Source organism: Pseudomonas sp. CFBP2511 (genome assembly GCF_030209255.1).
GTDB classification, from domain to species: Bacteria; Pseudomonadota; Gammaproteobacteria; order Pseudomonadales; family Pseudomonadaceae; genus Aquipseudomonas; species Aquipseudomonas avellanae.
The window spans coordinates 209748-227325 of sequence record NZ_JARVSI010000028.1 but is presented as its reverse complement, the minus strand read 5'-3'; the positions used below and the strand labels follow the sequence as shown (position 1 = coordinate 227325).

Annotated in this window: 17 protein-coding genes; all 17 read left to right on the top strand. The window is 59.1% G+C overall.

The features are described 5' to 3' along the window. Nucleotides 1–19 precede the first annotated feature (19 nt). Entirely contained in the window at nucleotides 20–412 is a 393-nt protein-coding gene (locus QRN38_RS23825; RefSeq protein ID WP_007244375.1) for a flagellar protein FlaG, read from the top strand. 83 nt (nucleotides 413–495) lie between these two features. After that, nucleotides 496–1968: a flagellar filament capping protein FliD gene (gene fliD, locus QRN38_RS23820; protein WP_007244374.1), complete on the top strand. Its 1473-nt coding sequence runs from the start codon at nucleotides 496–498 to the stop codon at nucleotides 1966–1968. Nucleotides 1969–2093: 125 nt separating this feature from the next. Then, nucleotides 2094–2483, top strand: coding sequence for a flagellar export chaperone FliS (fliS, locus tag QRN38_RS23815; RefSeq protein WP_003382140.1), 390 nt, complete (start codon nucleotides 2094–2096; stop codon nucleotides 2481–2483). A 25-nt stretch (nucleotides 2484–2508) separates the two neighbouring features. Next, the gene (gene fliT / locus QRN38_RS23810) at nucleotides 2509–2805 is read left to right on the top strand and encodes a flagellar protein FliT (RefSeq protein ID WP_002554297.1); all 297 of its coding nucleotides are present in this window, start codon (nucleotides 2509–2511) and stop codon (nucleotides 2803–2805) included. Between the two features lie 176 nt (nucleotides 2806–2981). Continuing rightward, nucleotides 2982–4457: a transcriptional regulator FleQ gene (fleQ, locus tag QRN38_RS23805; RefSeq protein ID WP_003382141.1), complete on the top strand. Its 1476-nt coding sequence runs from the start codon at nucleotides 2982–2984 to the stop codon at nucleotides 4455–4457. Between the two features lie 122 nt (nucleotides 4458–4579). Continuing rightward, entirely contained in the window at nucleotides 4580–5794 is a 1215-nt protein-coding gene (locus QRN38_RS23800) for a sensor histidine kinase (RefSeq protein WP_057418951.1), read from the top strand. Next, nucleotides 5794–7209: a sigma-54-dependent transcriptional regulator gene (locus QRN38_RS23795; RefSeq protein WP_057418952.1), complete on the top strand. Its 1416-nt coding sequence runs from the start codon at nucleotides 5794–5796 to the stop codon at nucleotides 7207–7209. The genes QRN38_RS23800 and QRN38_RS23795 overlap by 1 nt, the downstream gene beginning before the upstream one ends. Before the next feature lie 241 nt (nucleotides 7210–7450). Next, nucleotides 7451–7780, top strand: coding sequence for a flagellar hook-basal body complex protein FliE (gene fliE, locus QRN38_RS23790; RefSeq protein ID WP_003382144.1), 330 nt, complete (start codon nucleotides 7451–7453; stop codon nucleotides 7778–7780). Nucleotides 7781–7795: 15 nt separating this feature from the next. Beyond that, nucleotides 7796–9580, top strand: coding sequence for a flagellar basal-body MS-ring/collar protein FliF (gene fliF, locus QRN38_RS23785; RefSeq protein ID WP_007244370.1), 1785 nt, complete (start codon nucleotides 7796–7798; stop codon nucleotides 9578–9580). Beyond that, nucleotides 9573–10589: a flagellar motor switch protein FliG gene (gene fliG / locus QRN38_RS23780; RefSeq protein WP_002554291.1), complete on the top strand. Its 1017-nt coding sequence runs from the start codon at nucleotides 9573–9575 to the stop codon at nucleotides 10587–10589. Before fliF ends, fliG begins: the two co-directional genes overlap by 8 nt. A 15-nt stretch (nucleotides 10590–10604) precedes the next feature. Then, nucleotides 10605–11423 carry a flagellar assembly protein FliH gene (fliH, locus tag QRN38_RS23775; RefSeq protein ID WP_005767003.1) on the top strand — a complete coding sequence of 273 codons (819 nt, stop codon included), beginning with the start codon at nucleotides 10605–10607 and terminating at the stop codon, nucleotides 11421–11423. Beyond that, nucleotides 11413–12771 (top strand): flagellar protein export ATPase FliI, encoded by a 1359-nt coding sequence (gene fliI, locus QRN38_RS23770; protein ID WP_005767000.1) that lies wholly within the window; start codon nucleotides 11413–11415, stop codon nucleotides 12769–12771. The genes fliH and fliI overlap by 11 nt, the downstream gene beginning before the upstream one ends. A 6-nt stretch (nucleotides 12772–12777) precedes the next feature. After that, complete coding sequence (gene fliJ, locus QRN38_RS23765; RefSeq protein WP_002554288.1) at nucleotides 12778–13227, top strand: flagellar export protein FliJ; 450 nt, start codon at nucleotides 12778–12780, stop codon at nucleotides 13225–13227. Nucleotides 13228–13309: 82 nt separating this feature from the next. Continuing rightward, nucleotides 13310–13612 carry an STAS domain-containing protein gene (locus tag QRN38_RS23760; RefSeq protein WP_005616835.1) on the top strand — a complete coding sequence of 101 codons (303 nt, stop codon included), beginning with the start codon at nucleotides 13310–13312 and terminating at the stop codon, nucleotides 13610–13612. Between the two features lie 4 nt (nucleotides 13613–13616). Continuing rightward, on the top strand, nucleotides 13617–15323 hold the full coding sequence (locus QRN38_RS23755) for a fused response regulator/phosphatase (protein ID WP_007244368.1): 1707 nt from the start codon (nucleotides 13617–13619) through the stop codon (nucleotides 15321–15323). Nucleotides 15324–15356: 33 nt separating this feature from the next. After that, nucleotides 15357–15713, top strand: coding sequence for an Hpt domain-containing protein (locus QRN38_RS23750; protein WP_005616840.1), 357 nt, complete (start codon nucleotides 15357–15359; stop codon nucleotides 15711–15713). Between the two features lie 98 nt (nucleotides 15714–15811). Continuing rightward, nucleotides 15812–17236 carry a flagellar hook-length control protein FliK gene (locus tag QRN38_RS23745; RefSeq protein WP_057418953.1) on the top strand — a complete coding sequence of 475 codons (1425 nt, stop codon included), beginning with the start codon at nucleotides 15812–15814 and terminating at the stop codon, nucleotides 17234–17236. The last annotated feature ends 342 nt before the right edge of the window (nucleotides 17237–17578 follow it).

The following is a 17578-nucleotide window of genomic DNA, read 5'->3' as shown; positions in this document are numbered from 1 at the left end:
ACTTTCGGAGGTGATGGTCATGGATATGAGTGTAAAGCTGAACCTGTCTTATCCGGCCGTTCAACCGGCAAGTCAGGCCCCCGTGTCGGACAAGTCTGTTGACAAGCCAGCCGACGTCAAATCGGTGGAGCGTGTCGCTGCTCCTGAAGAAAGTAAAGGCTCGGATTTGCACAAGGGTGATTCTCAGGACGAGGCGAAAGTCAAAGCCGCTGCAGAAGACATCCAGAAATTTTTTCACTCGGTGAAGCGCAATCTCGAGTTTTCGATTGATGAAGCTTCTGGCAAAGTAATCGTCAAGGTCATTGCCAGTGACTCGGGTGAAGTGGTAAGACAAATTCCCAATGCAGAAATCCTGAAACTGGCCGATAGCCTGAGTGATGCGAACAGCTTGTTGTTCCGCGCTAGGGCCTGACCGCCGGTACGGTACTTGTTGCAGGTTGCCTGATGCGTTGACGCGACAGAAAAACCGGCGACATTCTTGAAGGGAGAAGCAAAATGGCAAGTCCAATTACATCGACAACAGGCCTGGGTTCGGGTCTGGCAATTACTGCCATCGTTCAGGGGCTGGTCGGTGCCGAGAAAGCGCCCAAGCAGAACCAGATCGACAAGCAGACTGCCACCACCTCGGCATCGCTGTCGGGCGTCAGTCAGTTGACGTCTGCGCTGGCTGCGTTTCAGAAAACCCTCGATACCCTGGGCAGCTCAACGACGCCTGCGTTTCAGGGCTTTGCTGCGACATCTGCCAATGAAGCAGTGGTAAAGGCAACTGCCGGCAATACAGCCGTCAACGGTACTTACGCGATCGGTATCACCCAGTTGGCAACGCCATCAAAGGTGGCCACCGCCGCGATGAATTCCGCGAGTGCTATTCCGAGTGGTACCCTGAAAATCACTCAGAATGGCACTGACTTTGACGTCAAGATCGACAAGAGCTCGACGTTGCAGGAAGTGCGCGACAAGATCAACTCGTCGTTGCAGGGTAAAGGCATCACCGCCAACATCATCAACGACAACAACGGCTCTCGGCTGGTCTTTAGCTCAACGACCACCGGCAAGGGCAGTGACATTTCGGTGGTGGGTGCTTCCGGTCAGGAAGCGCTGAATATCGATGGCACCAAGCTGATGAGCGACACCAGCACGGGGACCGATGCCAGCGGCAAGGCGATTCCCGGCGCTGGTGCGATTACTGCGACAGCCAAGGACGCGGCATTCACTGTCGATGGTCTGAGTCTGACGAGCAAGACGAACACGGTCAGTACCGCGATTTCCGGCCTGACCTTTGATCTGGTCGCGCCAAGTGCTGCTGGAGCAACGACCACTGTCACAGTGGCTACCAACACCGATGGGCTGAAAGCGTCGCTGCAGTCCTTCGTGGACTCCTACAACACGCTGGCCACCCTGGTGACTTCCCTGACCAAGGGTTCGATCAGCGACAAGGGCGTTTTCACGGCGGCCGCCCTTACCGGTGACGCCACGCCGCGTGCGCTGTTGGCAACTATCCGTGATCAGTTGGCGGGTGCCTCTTCAAGTGCCGGCCTCAGTGCGCTATCGCAGTTGGGTATCAAGACCCAGCAGTCCAACGGCACGCTGTCGCTTGACACCGTTACATTCACTGCAGCGCTTAATGACAAGAAGCTGGGCAGCCAGATCCAGACCATGTTTACCGGTACGGGTGTAAAAAATGCCGACGGCACGGTGGACGGCGGCCTGGTTGCGCGGATGAGCAAGGCACTTTTGCCCTATACGGAGTCTGGTGGCGTTCTGGCCAGCAAGACGACCAGCCTGACCAAAATTCAGACCCGAATCGCCAGTGATCAGGATGCCCTTGATCGTCGTATCGAAAGTCTGACGGCCAGCCTGACCAAGAAATACAACGCGATGGACCTGGTGGTCGGGCAGCTCAAGGCGACCGCTACCAGTATCACTTCGATATTCGAGGCGATGAACGCGCAGAAAAACGCTTCTTAAATTCAATTGACAGCAGTATCAAGAACCCGACTTCGTGTCGGGTTCTTGCTTTTGGGCTAAAGTTTCTGCGCGATGCGTCGATAGCTTGAATATCAGTATTCTGGATTTGTGACGAGGCCCCCCATATGAATCCGATGTTAGCGTTGCGGCAGTATCAGAAGATCGGCTCCCAGGCTCAGACCTCGGAAGCCAGCCCTCATCGTCTGGTTCAGATGTTGATGGAGGGTGGCCTGGACCGTATCGCTCAAGCCAAGGGTGCCATGGCGCGCCGTGACGTCGCCAGCAAAGGCGTGTTCATCAGCAAGGCGATCGGCATTGTCGGTGGTCTGCGTGAAGGCTTGGACCTGGACAACGCCCCCAGCGAAGCGCTGGTCAGGCAGGACAGCCTTTATCACTACATGATGACGCGTCTGGCCGAAGCCAATGCCCGCAACGATCAGAAGATGCTCGACGAAGTCGCCGGTCTGCTGATCACGGTCAAGGAAGGCTGGGACGCGATTGCCACTGTGCAATAACCTGCTGCTCTAGGAGAACAATAAAATGAGTGCTGCGCTCAAGCGTATCGAAGAAACCCGGGAAGCCTTGGTCGGGGCGTTGGCCGAGCGCGACTGGGAGGCTATCGTCAAGCTTGACCTGGCGTGTCGCGAGTGTGTGGATGCGGTGGTCAGCGAAGCGCCTGCCGACGAACCTGCGCTGCGTAGCAACCTTGAAGAGCTGCTGGGGGTCTATCGGCAACTGATTGATGTTGCAACCGGCGAGCGTCAAGCCGTCGTCGATGAAATGACGCAAATCCAGAATGCCAAAAATGCGACGAAGGTATACCATCTGTTCGGTTGACTGATAATTGTCATTTAATCCGTCGACAAGAGTTTCGCCATAAATTTGACTGTGTTCGTTTTTTTGACTTAACTAGTGATGTTTACTATTTTCTGGCGTCTCATGGTTATACCGGCTGAGATGCCAAGCTGCCCCCCAATCATGGGCATTGAGTTGACTAGGGAAGTTGCTATTGCATGTGGCGTGAAATCAAGATTCTGCTAATCGATGACGATAGCCAGCGCCGCCGGGATCTGGCGGTTATCCTGAACTTTCTTGGCGAAGAAAATCTCTCCTGTTCCAGCCAGGACTGGCAGCAGGTGGTCGGCTCTTTGGCGTCCACGCGAGAGGTTCTGTGCGTGCTGGTCGGGAACGTCAGCGCGCCGGGCAGCCTGCAAGGGCTTCTTAAGACCATCGCGGCATGGGATGAGTTCCTTCCCGTGCTGCTGTTGAGCGAAAACTCTTCCGTCGAGCTGCCGGAGGATCTGCGCAGACGCGTGCTCTCCGCGCTCGAAATGCCCCCCAGCTACAGCAAGCTGCTCGACTCCCTGCACCGTGCCCAGGTCTATCGTGAAATGTACGATCAGGCCCGCGAGCGCGGTCGTCATCGCGAGCCGAACCTGTTCCGCAGCCTGGTAGGCACCAGCCGCGCGATCCAGCACGTACGGCAAATGATGCAGCAAGTCGCCGACACCGACGCCAGCGTCCTGATTCTCGGTGAGTCGGGGACCGGCAAGGAAGTTGTTGCCCGTAACCTGCATTACCATTCCAAGCGTCGTGATGCGCCGTTTGTGCCGGTCAACTGCGGCGCCATTCCGGCCGAGCTGCTCGAAAGCGAGTTGTTCGGGCACGAGAAGGGCGCGTTTACCGGGGCAATCACCAGCCGTGCCGGCCGCTTCGAACTGGCCAACGGCGGCACGCTGTTCCTCGATGAAATCGGCGACATGCCACTGCCGATGCAGGTCAAGCTGCTGCGCGTGTTGCAGGAGCGGACCTTCGAGCGCGTTGGCAGTAACAAGACGCAGAGCATTGACGTGCGCATTATTGCCGCCACGCACAAGAACCTCGAAAACATGATTGAGCTTGGCAGCTTTCGCGAAGACCTTTATTACCGTCTCAATGTGTTCCCTATCGAGATGGCACCGCTGCGTGAGCGCGTTGAAGACATCCCGCTGCTGATGAACGAATTGATTTCACGTATGGAACACGAAAAGCGCGGTTCCATTCGCTTCAACTCGGCCGCCATCATGTCGCTGTGTCGTCACGCCTGGCCGGGCAACGTTCGGGAACTGGCCAACCTGGTCGAGCGCATGGCGATCATGCACCCGTACGGTGTGATCGGCGTGGCCGAGCTGCCGAAAAAATTCCGCTATGTCGATGATGAAGACGAGCAGATGGTCGACAGCATGCGCAGCGATATCGAAGAGCGCGTGGCCATCAACAGCAACACACCGAACTTCGCATCCGGTGCCATGCTGCCGCCTGAAGGGCTTGACCTGAAAGACTACCTGGGTGGTCTGGAACAAGGTCTGATTCAGCAGGCGCTGGACGATGCCAACGGCATTGTGGCTCGCGCAGCGGAGCGCTTGCGGATTCGCCGGACCACCCTGGTCGAGAAGATGCGCAAGTACGGTATGAGCCGTCGTGAGGGTGATGAACAGGCGGAGGATTGACGCCTGTTTCAAACGCCAAAAATCAAGCCCTTGAATTTTCAAGGGTTTTTTTTCGGCACGAGGATTGCTAAGTCTCTCTTAACACACCGTTTACTGACGGTTCGCCACGAGAGAGATGAACTATGTCCCAGGCCGCCCAACTGACGTCCGCCCAATCTGCTCAGGCCCGGTACTCCCCGGAGCTGGAAAGTCGTCAGGGGCTTGAGCAGGCGTTCTCGCTGTTCAATCAGATGTCCGCACAGTTGACCGATTCCTACGGGTTGCTGGAAGCGCGTGTCACCGAACTCAAGGGTGAGCTGGCAGATGCCGGTGTTCAGCGTCTGCAGGAACTGGCAGAGAAAGAGCGCTTGGCCAACCGCCTGCAGAACCTGCTTGATCTGCTGCCCGGTGGCGTCATCGTCATCGATGGCATGGGGGTGGTGCGTGAGGCTAACCCGGCTGCCATCGATCTGCTCGGCCAGCCCTTGCTGGGCATGCTCTGGCGTCACGTCATCAGCCGCTGCTTTGCCCCGCGTGAAGACGATGGCCACGAAGTCTCCCTCAAGGACGGCCGCAGGCTTTCCATTGCAACCCGTTCTCTGGACGCCGAGCCCGGGCAACTGGTGCTGCTTAACGACCTGACCGAAACCCGTCGCCTTCAGGAGCAACTGGCTCGCCACGAGCGTTTGTCGTCGCTGGGCCGGATGGTTGCTTCTCTGGCGCATCAGATTCGCACGCCCTTGTCGGCGGCAATGATCTACGCCAGTCATCTGACCGAGCAGGAATTGCCGGTGGAAACCCAGCAACGCTTTGCCGCGCGGCTCAAGGATCGCCTGCATGAGCTTGAACACCAGGTTCGCGACATGCTGGTGTTCGCCCGTGGCGAGTTGCCGCTGACGGACCGCCTAACGCCCGGTGCGCTGTTCCATGCGCTGCAAAACGCTGCCGCGACCCATGTGCAAGGCGTGTCGGTGCGCTGGCAGTGCGACAGCATCGATGGCGAGCTGCTGTGCAATCGCGACACATTGGTCGGTGCGTTGCTCAACCTGATTGAAAACGCCGTCCAGGCCAGTGCCGGGCGGACATTGCTGAAAGTGCATGCCTACAGTCGCGGCAACGTGTTGCGCGTGTGCTTCAGCGATAACGGCAGCGGCATGGACAAGGCCGCCCTGGCGCGTATCGGTGAGCCGTTCTTTACCACCAAGACCACTGGCACCGGGCTCGGTCTGGCCGTGGTGACGGCGGTGTCGCGTGCGCATCAGGGCGGCGTGCATTATCTGTCGCGGGTCGGGCGTGGCACCTGTGCAATCGTCAGCCTGCCACTGATTCCGGCGTCCAGCCCGATGGGTAACAACTGATGCCGATCAACGTGCTGTTGGTCGAGGACGACCGTTCGCTGCGCGAGGCGCTTGGGGAAACCCTGGAGCTGGCCGGTTATGGATACCAGGCAGTCGGCTCTGCCGAAGAGGCGCTGGTCGCGGCCGAGGCGCAGCCGTTCAGTCTGGTGATCAGTGACGTCAACATGCCAGGCATGGACGGTCATCAATTATTGGGCCTGTTGCGCAGTCGGCACCCGCAACTGCCGGTGCTGCTGATGACCGCCCACGGCGCAGTCGATCGCGCGGTCGATGCCATGCGTCAGGGTGCGGCAGATTATCTGGTCAAGCCTTTCGAGCCCAAAGCCCTGATCGCGCTGGTTGCGCGTCATGCACTGGGGCGCTTGGGGCCTGCCGAGAGTGACGGGCCGATCGCGGTCGAACCCGCCAGCATCCAGTTGCTGAATCTGGCCAGTCGCGTGGCGAAAAGCGACTCCACTGTGCTTATTTCCGGCGAGTCCGGCACAGGCAAAGAGGTTCTGGCGCGTTTCATTCATCAAAATTCGCCGCGGGCCGATAAGCCTTTTATTGCGATCAACTGCGCCGCCATCCCTGACAACATGCTGGAAGCGACGCTGTTCGGTCATGAAAAGGGCTCGTTCACTGGCGCAATTGCGGCGCAGGCAGGCAAATTCGAACAGGCAGACGGCGGCACAATCCTGCTCGACGAGATTTCTGAAATGCCCATGGGGCTGCAAGCCAAGCTGCTGCGCGTATTGCAGGAGCGAGAGGTCGAGCGTGTCGGTGCGCGCAAGCCGATCACCCTGGACATTCGTGTAGTGGCAACCACTAACCGCGATCTGGCCGGTGAAGTGGCGGCGGGGCGTTTTCGCGAAGATTTGTTTTATCGGCTTTCGGTATTCCCGCTGGCGTGGCAGGCATTGCGTCAAAGGACTGCCGATATTCTGCCGTTGGCCGAGCGACTGCTGGCCAAGCACGTCAATAAAATGAAGCACGCGCCGGTTCGTCTTTCTGCCCAGGCGCAGCAGTGTCTGGTGAGTTACCCGTGGCCCGGCAACGTGCGTGAACTGGATAACGCCGTGCAGCGGGCTTTGATTCTGCAGCAGGGCGGGGTGATAGAGGCGCAGGATTTCTGTCTTGCCGGGCCGGTCACCAGCCTGCCTGTCGCGGTGCCCAGTGAGGCTGTGCCCCCTCAGCCTGTCATTTCTTCGGCAGAGAATGCCGGTGTTGGCGTGGGTGCTGAATCAGCCGGGGCGCTGGGGGATGACCTCAGGCGTCGCGAGTTTCAAATGATCATCGACACGCTGCGTGCCGAGCGCGGCCGTCGCAAGGAAGCCGCCGAACGGTTGGGTATCAGCCCGCGTACATTGCGTTACAAGCTGGCGCAGATGCGCGACGCCGGGATGGATGTCGAGGGTTATCTGTTTGCCACATGAACAGGTGGCGTGCGATGAGCGTGTGTTCGATTTTCGTGTGGGTTTTGTATAACCGACGGAAGCCATAATCGCCGACGCCCCTTGATATACAGGCGGTCCAGGGCGATTTGATGTCGGGCAACACGGCATTCCTGCAGGGTGTGCCAAATTGCCACTATCCAGCTGGCACCGTTGTTGCTAAGTCTTCTGTACCCGCTGAATCAGTGTCAAAAATTTGCGGGCCTTACGAGAGAAAACGTCCATGAGCCAAGGTGTTGAATTTAATCGCTTGATGTTGGATATGCGGGCCATGCAGATGGATGCGATGTCTGCACCCAAGCCCGTGTCCGGCGCGCAGGAAGCCGGAGCCAGCAGCTTCGCCGACATGCTTGGCCAGGCCGTCAACAAGGTTGCGCAGACCCAGCAGGCTTCCAGCCAGCTGGCCAATGCATTTGAAGTGGGCAAGAGCGGCATTGATCTGACCGACGTCATGATCTCGTCGCAGAAAGCCAGTGTGTCTTTTCAGGCGTTGACCCAGGTGCGTAACAAGCTGGTTCAAGCTTACCAAGACATCATGCAGATGCCGGTTTAAGGGACGTACTGAGTCATGGCCGAAGCAACTGCCGATACCGTTCCTGCAAGAGCGGGCGCTTCCGATAAGAAACCGTTGTTCGGTTTGTCTTTTCTGGAAAATCTCTCTGAAATGACCATGCTGCGTCAGATCGGCCTTATGGTCGGTCTTGCCGCGAGCGTGGCCATCGGCTTTGCCGTGGTGCTCTGGTCCCAGCAACCTGACTACCGTCCGCTTTATGGCAGCCTGGCGGGCATGGACAGCAAGCAGATCATGGACACCCTGACGGCGGCGAACATCAACTACACCGTCGAGCCCAATTCCGGTGCGCTGCTGGTGAAGTCCGATGACGTACAGCGTGCGCGTATCCAGCTGGCGCAGGCGGGCGTGGTTCAGAACGACGCCAATATAGGTTTTGAGATCCTCGACAAGGATCAGGGGCTGGGGACCAGTCAGTTCATGGAAGCCACGCGTTATCGCCGTGGTCTGGAAGGCGAACTGGCTCGTACCATCTCCGCCCTGAACAATGTCAAGGGTGCCCGTGTGCACCTGGCCATTCCGAAAAGCTCGGTGTTTGTCCGCGACGACCGCAAGCCCAGCGCTTCGGTATTGGTCGAACTGTATGCCGGCCGTTCGCTGGAACCCAGCCAGGTGCTGGCCATCATCAATCTGGTGGCCACCAGCGTACCTGAGCTGAGCAAGTCGCAGATTACTGTAGTCGACCAGAAGGGCACGCTGCTGTCTGATCAGGCGGAAAACTCCGAACTGACCATGGCCGGCAAGCAATTCGATTACAGCCGTCGTATGGAAGGCATGCTGACCCAGCGCGTGCAGAACATTCTGCAGCCGATTCTGGGCAATGATCGCTATAAGGCTGAAGTCTCGGCAGTGGTCGATTTCAGCGCCGTCGAATCGACCGCAGAAAGCTTCAACCCTGACCAGCCTGCCTTGCGCAGCGAGCAATCGGTCAACGAACAACGTTCCAGCAGTTCAAGCACAGGCGGTGTACCGGGGGCATTGAGCAACCAGCCACCGGGCCCTGCCACCGCACCGCAAAATGCGGCGGCGGGTGCTGCCGGTGCCGCAGGCCCTATCGCTCCAGGCCAGCCGCTGCTGGATGCCAACGGTCAGCAGATCATGGACCCGGCAACCGGTCAGCCAGCGTTGGCGCCATACCCGGCCGACAAGCGCGTGCAATCGACCAAGAACTTCGAGCTGGACCGCTCCATCAGCCACACCAAGCAACAGCAGGGTCGTCTGACCCGCCTGTCGGTCGCGGTAGTGGTCGATGACATGGTCAAGACCAACGCAGCCAACGGCGAGGTTTCCCGTGCGCCGTGGAGCGCCGCGGACCTGGCTCGTTTCACGCGTCTGGTACAGGATGCCGTCGGTTTCGACGCCAGCCGTGGTGACAGTGTCAGCGTAATCAACGTGCCGTTCTCCAGTGAGCGCGCCGAGGTTCTGCCTGAAGCGTCGTTCTATTCGCAACCGTGGTTCTGGGACATCGTCAAGCAGGCGGTGGGGGTGATCTTCATCCTGATCCTGGTGTTCGGTGTGCTGCGTCCGGTGTTGAACAACATCACCAGCGGCAAGAGCAAGGAACTGGCCGGTTTCGGTGGCGACGCCGAACTGGGTGGCATGGGCGGTCTGGATGGCGAGTTGTCCAATGACCGTGTCAGCCTGGGCGGCCCGCAAAGCATCCTGCTGCCTAGCCCTACCGAGGGTTATGACGCACAGCTGAACGCAATCAAGAGCTTGGTGGCCGAAGACCCGGGTCGTGTGGCCCAGGTCGTGAAAGAGTGGATTAACACTGATGAATGATCGAGCCATGGTAGCCAAACTCTCCAAAGTCGAGAAAGCTGCAGTATTGCTGCTTTCTCTGGGTGAAACCGACGCGGCCCAGGTGCTCCGGCACATGGGCCCCAAGGAAGTCCAGAAAGTGGGCGTCGCGATGGCTCAGATGCGCAACGTGCATCGCGAGCAGGTCGAAGAGGTGATGAGCGAATTTGTCGACATCGTCGGCGATCAGACCAGCCTCGGGGTTGGTTCGGACGGCTACATCCGCAAAATGCTCACCCAGGCACTGGGCGAAGACAAGGCCAACGGCCTGATCGACCGCATCCTGCTGGGTGGTAACACCAGCGGTCTGGACAGCCTCAAATGGATGGAGCCACGCGCCGTCGCCGACGTGATCCGTTTCGAGCACCCACAGATTCAAGCCATCGTGGTGGCCTATCTGGACGCCGACCAGGCCGGTGAAGTGCTCGGCCATTTCGACCATAAAGTGCGACTGGATATCATCCTGCGTGTGTCCTCGCTCAATACCGTACAGCCAGCCGCGCTCAAAGAGCTGAACCAGATTCTCGAGAAGCAGTTCTCCGGCAACGCCAACACGTCGCGTACTACCCTGGGTGGTATCAAGCGTGCGGCCGACATCATGAACTTCCTCGACAGCTCCATCGAAGGCGCGCTCATGGATTCGATTCGCGAGGTCGACGAAGACCTTTCGGTGCAGATCGAAGACCTCATGTTCGTCTTCAACAACCTCTCCGACGTGGACGACCGCGGTATACAGGCGCTGTTGCGCGAAGTGTCTTCGGACGTACTGGTACTGGCGCTCAAAGGCTCGGACGAGGCAATCAAGGAAAAAATCTTCAAGAACATGTCCAAGCGTGCCGCCGAACTGTTGCGCGACGACCTGGAAGCAAAAGGTCCGGTGCGTGTCAGCGATGTGGAAACCGCCCAGAAAGAAATCCTCACCATTGCGCGTCGTATGGCCGAGGCCGGCGAGATCGTACTCGGTGGCAAGGGTGGCGAGGAAATGATCTAAGGATTCAGCCGACTCATGTCCAGTTCCAATAAAGAATCGGCCAGCGACCTCATTCGCGCCAAGGACGCCGGGTTACTCGATATCTGGGCATTGCCCAGCTTCGATCCGCACGTGGAACCCGAGCCTGAACCCGAGCCGGAACCGGTCGACGAGCCGGCGGAAATGGAAGAGGTGCCGCTTGACGAGGTTCAGCCGCTGACCCTGGAAGAGCTGGAAAGCATCCGCCAGGAAGCCTGGAACGAAGGCTTTGCCACGGGTGAAAAAGAGGGCTTTCACAGTACTCAGCTAAAAGTGCGCCAGGAGGCGGAAGTCGTTCTTGCGGCCAAGGTTGCCAGCCTTGAACAACTGATGGGCCATCTGTTGGCACCTATCGCCGAGCAGGACACACAGATCGAAAAGGCCGTCATTCATCTGGTCGAGCACATCGCGCGGCAGGTTATTCAGCGCGAACTGGTCACTGATTCCGGGCAGATCGCCAGCGTGTTGCGCGATGCGCTCAAGTTATTGCCGATGGGCGCGCAGAACCTGCGAATCTTCATCAACCCCCAGGACTTCCTGCTGGTCAAGGCCATGCGCGAGCGTCATGAGGAGGCGTGGAAAATCGTCGAGGACGAGGACTTGCTGCCGGGTGGTTGCCGAATCGAAACCGAACACAGCCGTATCGACGCCAGCGTCGAAACACGCATCGCCCTGGCGATCTCGAAAATGCACGATCAGTTGCATGAACAGGTGACTCATCCTGCCGCCGCTGACCTGAGCGTCGATCTGGATGCCTCGCCCGTCAGCACGGCGAAAACTGAAGATTCTGACGTGGACGCTCTCGATGCGCCTTGATCGCGTGAGCTTCGGCAAGCGTCTGGCTGGCTACGCCGAGTCGATCAGCCTGCCGGCCCAGCCGGTGGTGGAAGGCCGCCTGCTGCGTATGGTCGGCCTGACGCTTGAAGCAGAAGGCATGCGTGCGGCAATGGGCAGTCGCTGCATGGTCATCAATGACGACAGCCATCACCCGGTGGAAGTCGAAGCCGAAGTCATGGGTTTTTCCGGCGGCAAGGTGTTTCTGATGCCGGTGGGCAGCGTTGCCGGCATTGCGCCCGGGGCGCGGGTCGTGCCGCTGGCCGATACCGGTCGTCTGCCGATGGGCATGAGCATGCTCGGTCGGGTGCTGGACGGCGCCGGTCGCCCGCTGGATGGGCGTTCACCGATCAAGGCTGAAGATTGGGTGCCGATGGACGGCCCGACCATCAACCCGCTCAAGCGCGATCCGATCAGCCAGCCGCTGGATGTCGGCATTCGCTGCATCAACGGTTTATTGACAGTCGGCCGTGGCCAGCGTCTCGGGCTGTTTGCCGGTACGGGCGTGGGCAAGAGTGTGCTGCTGGGCATGATGACGCGCTTCACCGAGGCGGACATCATCGTGGTCGGGCTGATCGGTGAGCGGGGCCGTGAGGTCAAGGAATTCATCGAGCACATCCTCGGCGAAGAGGGTCTCAAGCGCTCGGTGGTGGTTGCTTCGCCAGCCGATGACGCGCCGCTGATGCGCCTGCGCGCCGCCATGTACTGCACGCGAATCGCCGAATACTTTCGTGACAAGGGCAAGAACGTCCTGCTGCTGATGGATTCCCTGACCCGTTTCGCTCAGGCCCAGCGTGAAATCGCCCTGGCCATCGGCGAGCCGCCAGCCACCAAAGGCTATCCGCCATCAGTGTTTGCCCGTTTGCCCAAACTGGTCGAGCGCGCCGGCAACGCGGAAAAGGGCGGTGGTTCGATTACCGCGTTTTACACCGTGCTCTCCGAAGGCGATGACCAGCAGGACCCGATTGCCGACTCGGCACGGGGTGTGCTTGACGGCCACATCGTGCTGTCGCGACGCCTCGCTGAAGAGGGGCATTACCCGGCAATCGACATCGAAGCGTCGATCAGCCGGGTCATGCCCGCCGTGGTCAGCCCTGAACACATGGCCCGGGCACAACATTTCAAACAGCTGTGGTCGCGTTATCAGCAGACTCGCGACCTGATCAGCGTCGGCGCCTACGTGGCCGGTGGTGATCGCGAAACCGACATGGCGATTGCCCTGCACCCTGTACTGGTGCGCTACCAGCGTCAGGCGTTGCGCGAGAACGAAAGCATGCAGGGCAGTGGCGACGCGCTGGCGTCTATATTCGCTCCGGCCCCTGGCGGCTGATAGCCCATGGCCCAGAGTCGAGCGGCGCGTCTGGCGCCTGTGGTCGAGATGGCAGAAGCGGCCGAGCGTACGGCGGCTCAGCGGCTCGGGCATTTTCAGGGGCAGGTCAATCTGGCCAACAACAAGCTGCAGGAGCTGGACCAGTTTCGTCAGGACTATCAGCAGCAATGGCTGCAGCGCGGCAGTGCCGGGGTGTCCGGACAGTGGTTGCTGGGCTACCAGCGCTTCCTCAGCCAGCTTGATGTCGCGGTTGCCCAGCAATACAAAAGTCTCGAATGGCACAAGGCCAACCTCGATAGAGCGCGCAGTGCCTGGCAGGATTGCTATGCGCGGGTCGAGGGCTTGCGCAAGCTGGTCCAGCGCTACATGGATGAAGCCCGCAGGCTTGAAGACAAGCGCGAGCAGAAGTTGCTCGACGAGTTGTCGCAACGTTTGCCTCGTCACGAACAATTCTGACGTTTCATTTAATCAGTCCCGGAGATCTTCCGGTCTGGTCTACGCTATTAATGTCTCGGTGATGAAACACCTCGAGGTTCCCATGACAGTGACTTCCGTACGTTCCGAAGAGGGTCGACAATTGACCCTTTTTATCGAGGGCCGCTTTGATTTTTCGTCCCATCAGGACTTTCGTGCGGCCTATGAGGAGTGTCCGCATGATCTCGACTATGTCGTCGACTTGCGCGGCACGCATTACCTGGACAGCTCCGCGCTGGGCATGCTGTTGCTGTTGCGCGACCACGCCGGCGGCGACAAGGCGACAGTGCGCCTGATCAACTGCACGCCCGATGTTCACAAGATTCTCGCCATCTCCAATTTCTCGAAGCTGTTCCAACTGAGCTGATCCTTTGCAGTCGCCTCTGAAGAAGCTGTGCATTCTGATTGCCGACGACAGCGCCAGTGACCGGTTGCTGCTTTCGACTATTGTTGCGCGTCAGGGCCACAGAGTGCTGTGTGCTGCCAATGGTGTCGAGGCGGTAGCGATCTTCATGGCCGAAAGCCCGCAGTTGATTCTGATGGACGCGATGATGCCGGTCATGGATGGCTTCGAAGCGGCGCGGCGGATCAAGGCGCTGACGGGCGAATCGCTGGTGCCAATCATCTTTCTCACCTCGCTGACCGAAGGTGAAGCGCTGGCACGCTGTCTGGACGCCGGCGGCGATGATTTCATGTCCAAGCCTTATAACCCGCTGGTACTGGCTGCCAAGATCAATGCGATGAACCGCCTGCGGGTATTGCACGAAACCGTTCGTCTGCAGCGCGACCAGATTAGTAAGCACCACGAATACCTGCTCAATGAGCAGCGGGTTGCGAAGGCCGTATTCGATCAGGTGGCGCACGCCGGATGTCTGGGGGCGGGCAATATCCGTTATCTGCAATCGCCTTATGCGCTGTTCAACGGTGATCTGATGCTGGCTGCCTACACCCCGGCCGGGCACATGCAGGTGCTGCTCGGCGATTTCACCGGTCATGGCTTGCCGGCTGCCGTGGGTGCCATGCCGCTGGCCGATGTGTTCTACGGCATGACCGCCAAGGGCTATGGCCTGATCGAGATCCTTCGTGAAATGAATGCCAAGCTCAAGCGCATTCTGCCGGTCGACATGTTCTGCTGCGCGACGCTGCTGTGCATCAATCTCCCGCAACGGCAGGTCGAGGTGTGGAACGGCGGCTTGCCGGATGGCTATCTGTTGCGCGGTACGGACGGCGAGCATGTGCCGCTGGCGTCCAGTCATCTGCCTCTGGGCGTGCTCAGTGTCGACGCTTTCGATGCGCGCACCGAGGTTTACCCGCTGGCACCTGGTGACCGGATATTTCTGTTGTCCGATGGCGTGCTCGACACCAGCGACAGCAACGACCAGTTGTTCGGCGTGCAGCGGCTGCGGGAGGTTCTGTATGCCAATCGCGAGCCGCCATTATTGATTCAGGAAATCCTCCAGGCGCTCAACGATTTCGGCGGTAAGGCGCGTGACGATGTCAGCTTGCTGGAAATCAGCGCGGTCGATGAGCCGCTCACCCGTCGGCCGGCACCCACTTATTCGGACAGCGGCGCGTCGAGCCCGCTGGACTGGTCGGCCAGCTTCGAGTTTCGGGCTTCGACTCTCAAACGCTTCAATCCGCTGCCTTATGTGCTGCAATTGCTTCTGGAAGTTCATGGGTTGCGCAATCAGGGCGCGGCGTTGCACATGGTGCTCGGTGAGCTGTACAGCAATGCGCTGGAGCACGGTGTGCTAGGGCTGGACTCGGCGCTCAAGCATGATGCCGCAGGTTTCGCACTGTATTACCGGCAGCGTGCGGAGCGTCTGGGCGCACTTGAGTCCGGATTCATTCGCGTAACCGTGCAGGTCGAGCCGGTAGGAGAAGGCGGGCGATTAACCCTCAGTGTCGAAGACAGCGGCGACGGATTTGATGCAAACAAGGCGCAAATGTTGATACCTGACAGCGATGAGCTGTATGGTCGCGGACTTCGGCTGGTGTGCGAGCTCAGTCACGAGGCCCGTTGGTCCACTGATGGCAGGACCGCCTGCGTGGAATTTTCCTGGGAGGGAGTGGCATAATCCGTTCCGGGTTCTTGATCAAGGAGTGAACAAGTGTCGATTCATCTGGATTACAGCGTACTGAGTGCCCTGCAGGAAGTCATGGAGGACGAATATCCGACTTTGCTGGATGTATTCCTCAAGGATTCCGAGCAGCGTCTCGCACAACTGCGCCTTGCGGTTGAAACCGGCAACCTTGATCTTCAGGAACTGAGCCTCACGGCGCACAGCTTCAAGGGCAGCAGCAGTAACATGGGTGCCCTGCAGCTTTCGCAATTGTGTCACCAGCTTGAGGAACGTGCTCGTCAGAACGATTCCTCGGATCTGCCAGACCTGATCGGCAGGATAGGCAGCGAATACCTGACCGTCCGTGGTTTGTTCAATGCTGAGCGCCAGCTCTTCATCAGTTGATCGATAATGCCCTGTCGAAGGGCTGTATTTTAAAGTTGGCCCACATATTGCTATGTCTTGTTGTATGGCAACAACCAGCAGCTTATGCGGAGACCGAAATGCCCCTTGCGACCAATGCGCTTCTTCAGACCAGCACCGCTGCGACTTCCAGGTCCAGTGCGGCCACCAATGCCGTCAAGTCTGCTGACAGCAGCAAGGACGGGGCTTCCAGCTTTTCCAACGTCTACGCCAAACAGGCCAGAGACACGGTTGCGCCGCGCGATGACGTGCCGGTCAAGCCGAGCCGGGACAAGACTGCGCCTGACAAGGACAAGGTCGCCGCAGGCAAGGACAAGCCGGTAAACGATCAGGCCAATGCCGCTGACAAGTCGACCGTTGCCGATAGCGGCAACGATTTGCCTGCAGCGTCATCTGTCGCCGGCAATGACTCTGACACTGCCAGCGCTGACTCGACGCCTGACGATGCACAGGCAGATGCCGCTGCATTGGCGGACGGGCAGGCCGTTACCGATGCTGCTCTGGACCCTGCGCTTGATCCCGCATTGCAAGCGCTGGCGGCACAAACGCCTGGCTTGCCGGCAGCCAGAGTGCAAGCGCCGGAAGTCACGACTGCACCGGTTATTGCGACCCTCGCTACGACTCAGGCTGCGCCTGCAACGCCGGTCGTCGCTGAACAAGCTTTCAATCCGGACGCCGATCCTCTGGACGGGCTGGAAGCGGTGCAGTTGGCGCTCGAAAATGCCAGCGCCAGAACGCAGTTGGCTGCACAGAATGCTCACGCCGCCAACAAGGCGACGCCGTCAAACGCAGAAGCTGATCCAAACCAGAATTTAGTCAATAACCTGTCGGCCCTGACCGAGCAGCCCACTGCAGATGACAGCAGCACAGAAAGCAGTGACAAATCGTTCAGCGGGCTGATCGGCGAAGGGCTCAAGGACGTCAAAAGCGCTGCGGGTGATACACGCGTAGACAACTTTGCTGATCGTCTGGCTGCGTTGAGCCAAGCGGCACAACCCGCCCGCGCGGTCGCCGCACCGGCATCTGCGCCCTTGATGAATCAGCCGTTGGCCATGCACCAGAGCGGCTGGACCGAAGGCATCGTCGACCGCGTCATGTATTTGTCCAGTCAGAACCTCAAAACCGCCGATATCAAGCTGGAACCCGCCGAGCTTGGGCGCCTGGACATCCGCATCAACATGGCCCCGGAACAGCAGACCCAAGTGACCTTCATGAGCGCCCACATGGGCGTGCGCGACGCACTGGAAAGCCAGATGTCAAAGTTGCGTGAGTCGTTCGTTCAGCAGGGTCTGGGCAATGTCGACGTCAACGTGTCCGACCAGTCGCAACAGCAAGCCCAGCAACAGGCTCAGGAACAAGCCAGCCGCGCCCAGCGCAGTGGTCGCGGCAACGGCGTGGGGTCGAGCGATACCTCTGACGACATTGCTGGCGTCGACGCCGCCATTCCCGTCAGCCAGCCGGCTGCGCGCGTTATCGGCACCAGCGAGATCGATTACTACGCGTGATGTTCAGTGGCGGTTGGTTGCTATGCGCAAGTCCGACTGGACAATCGTGCCCAAACTCCGCGTTGGCAAGCAGTTCGTGATGCTCCGCGTCGCATCTGTGTTGCAACTCAACGTTATGTCTTACTCATAGTCACTGCACATAAACGAAAGCGCTTTTTACCGCGCTGGCACTGACGACGCAGGGTGCGACGTAAGTGACAGGGCGAAGGAACCCGACGAAGTCGAGCCGAAATCTCATTGATTCGCAGATCTGTTTGACGCAGAGCGTCACGAAATGCATTTCCACGCAGAGCGTGGGAACGATAATCCAGAATCAAAAGCTGACTTGTGTATGACGCTGAG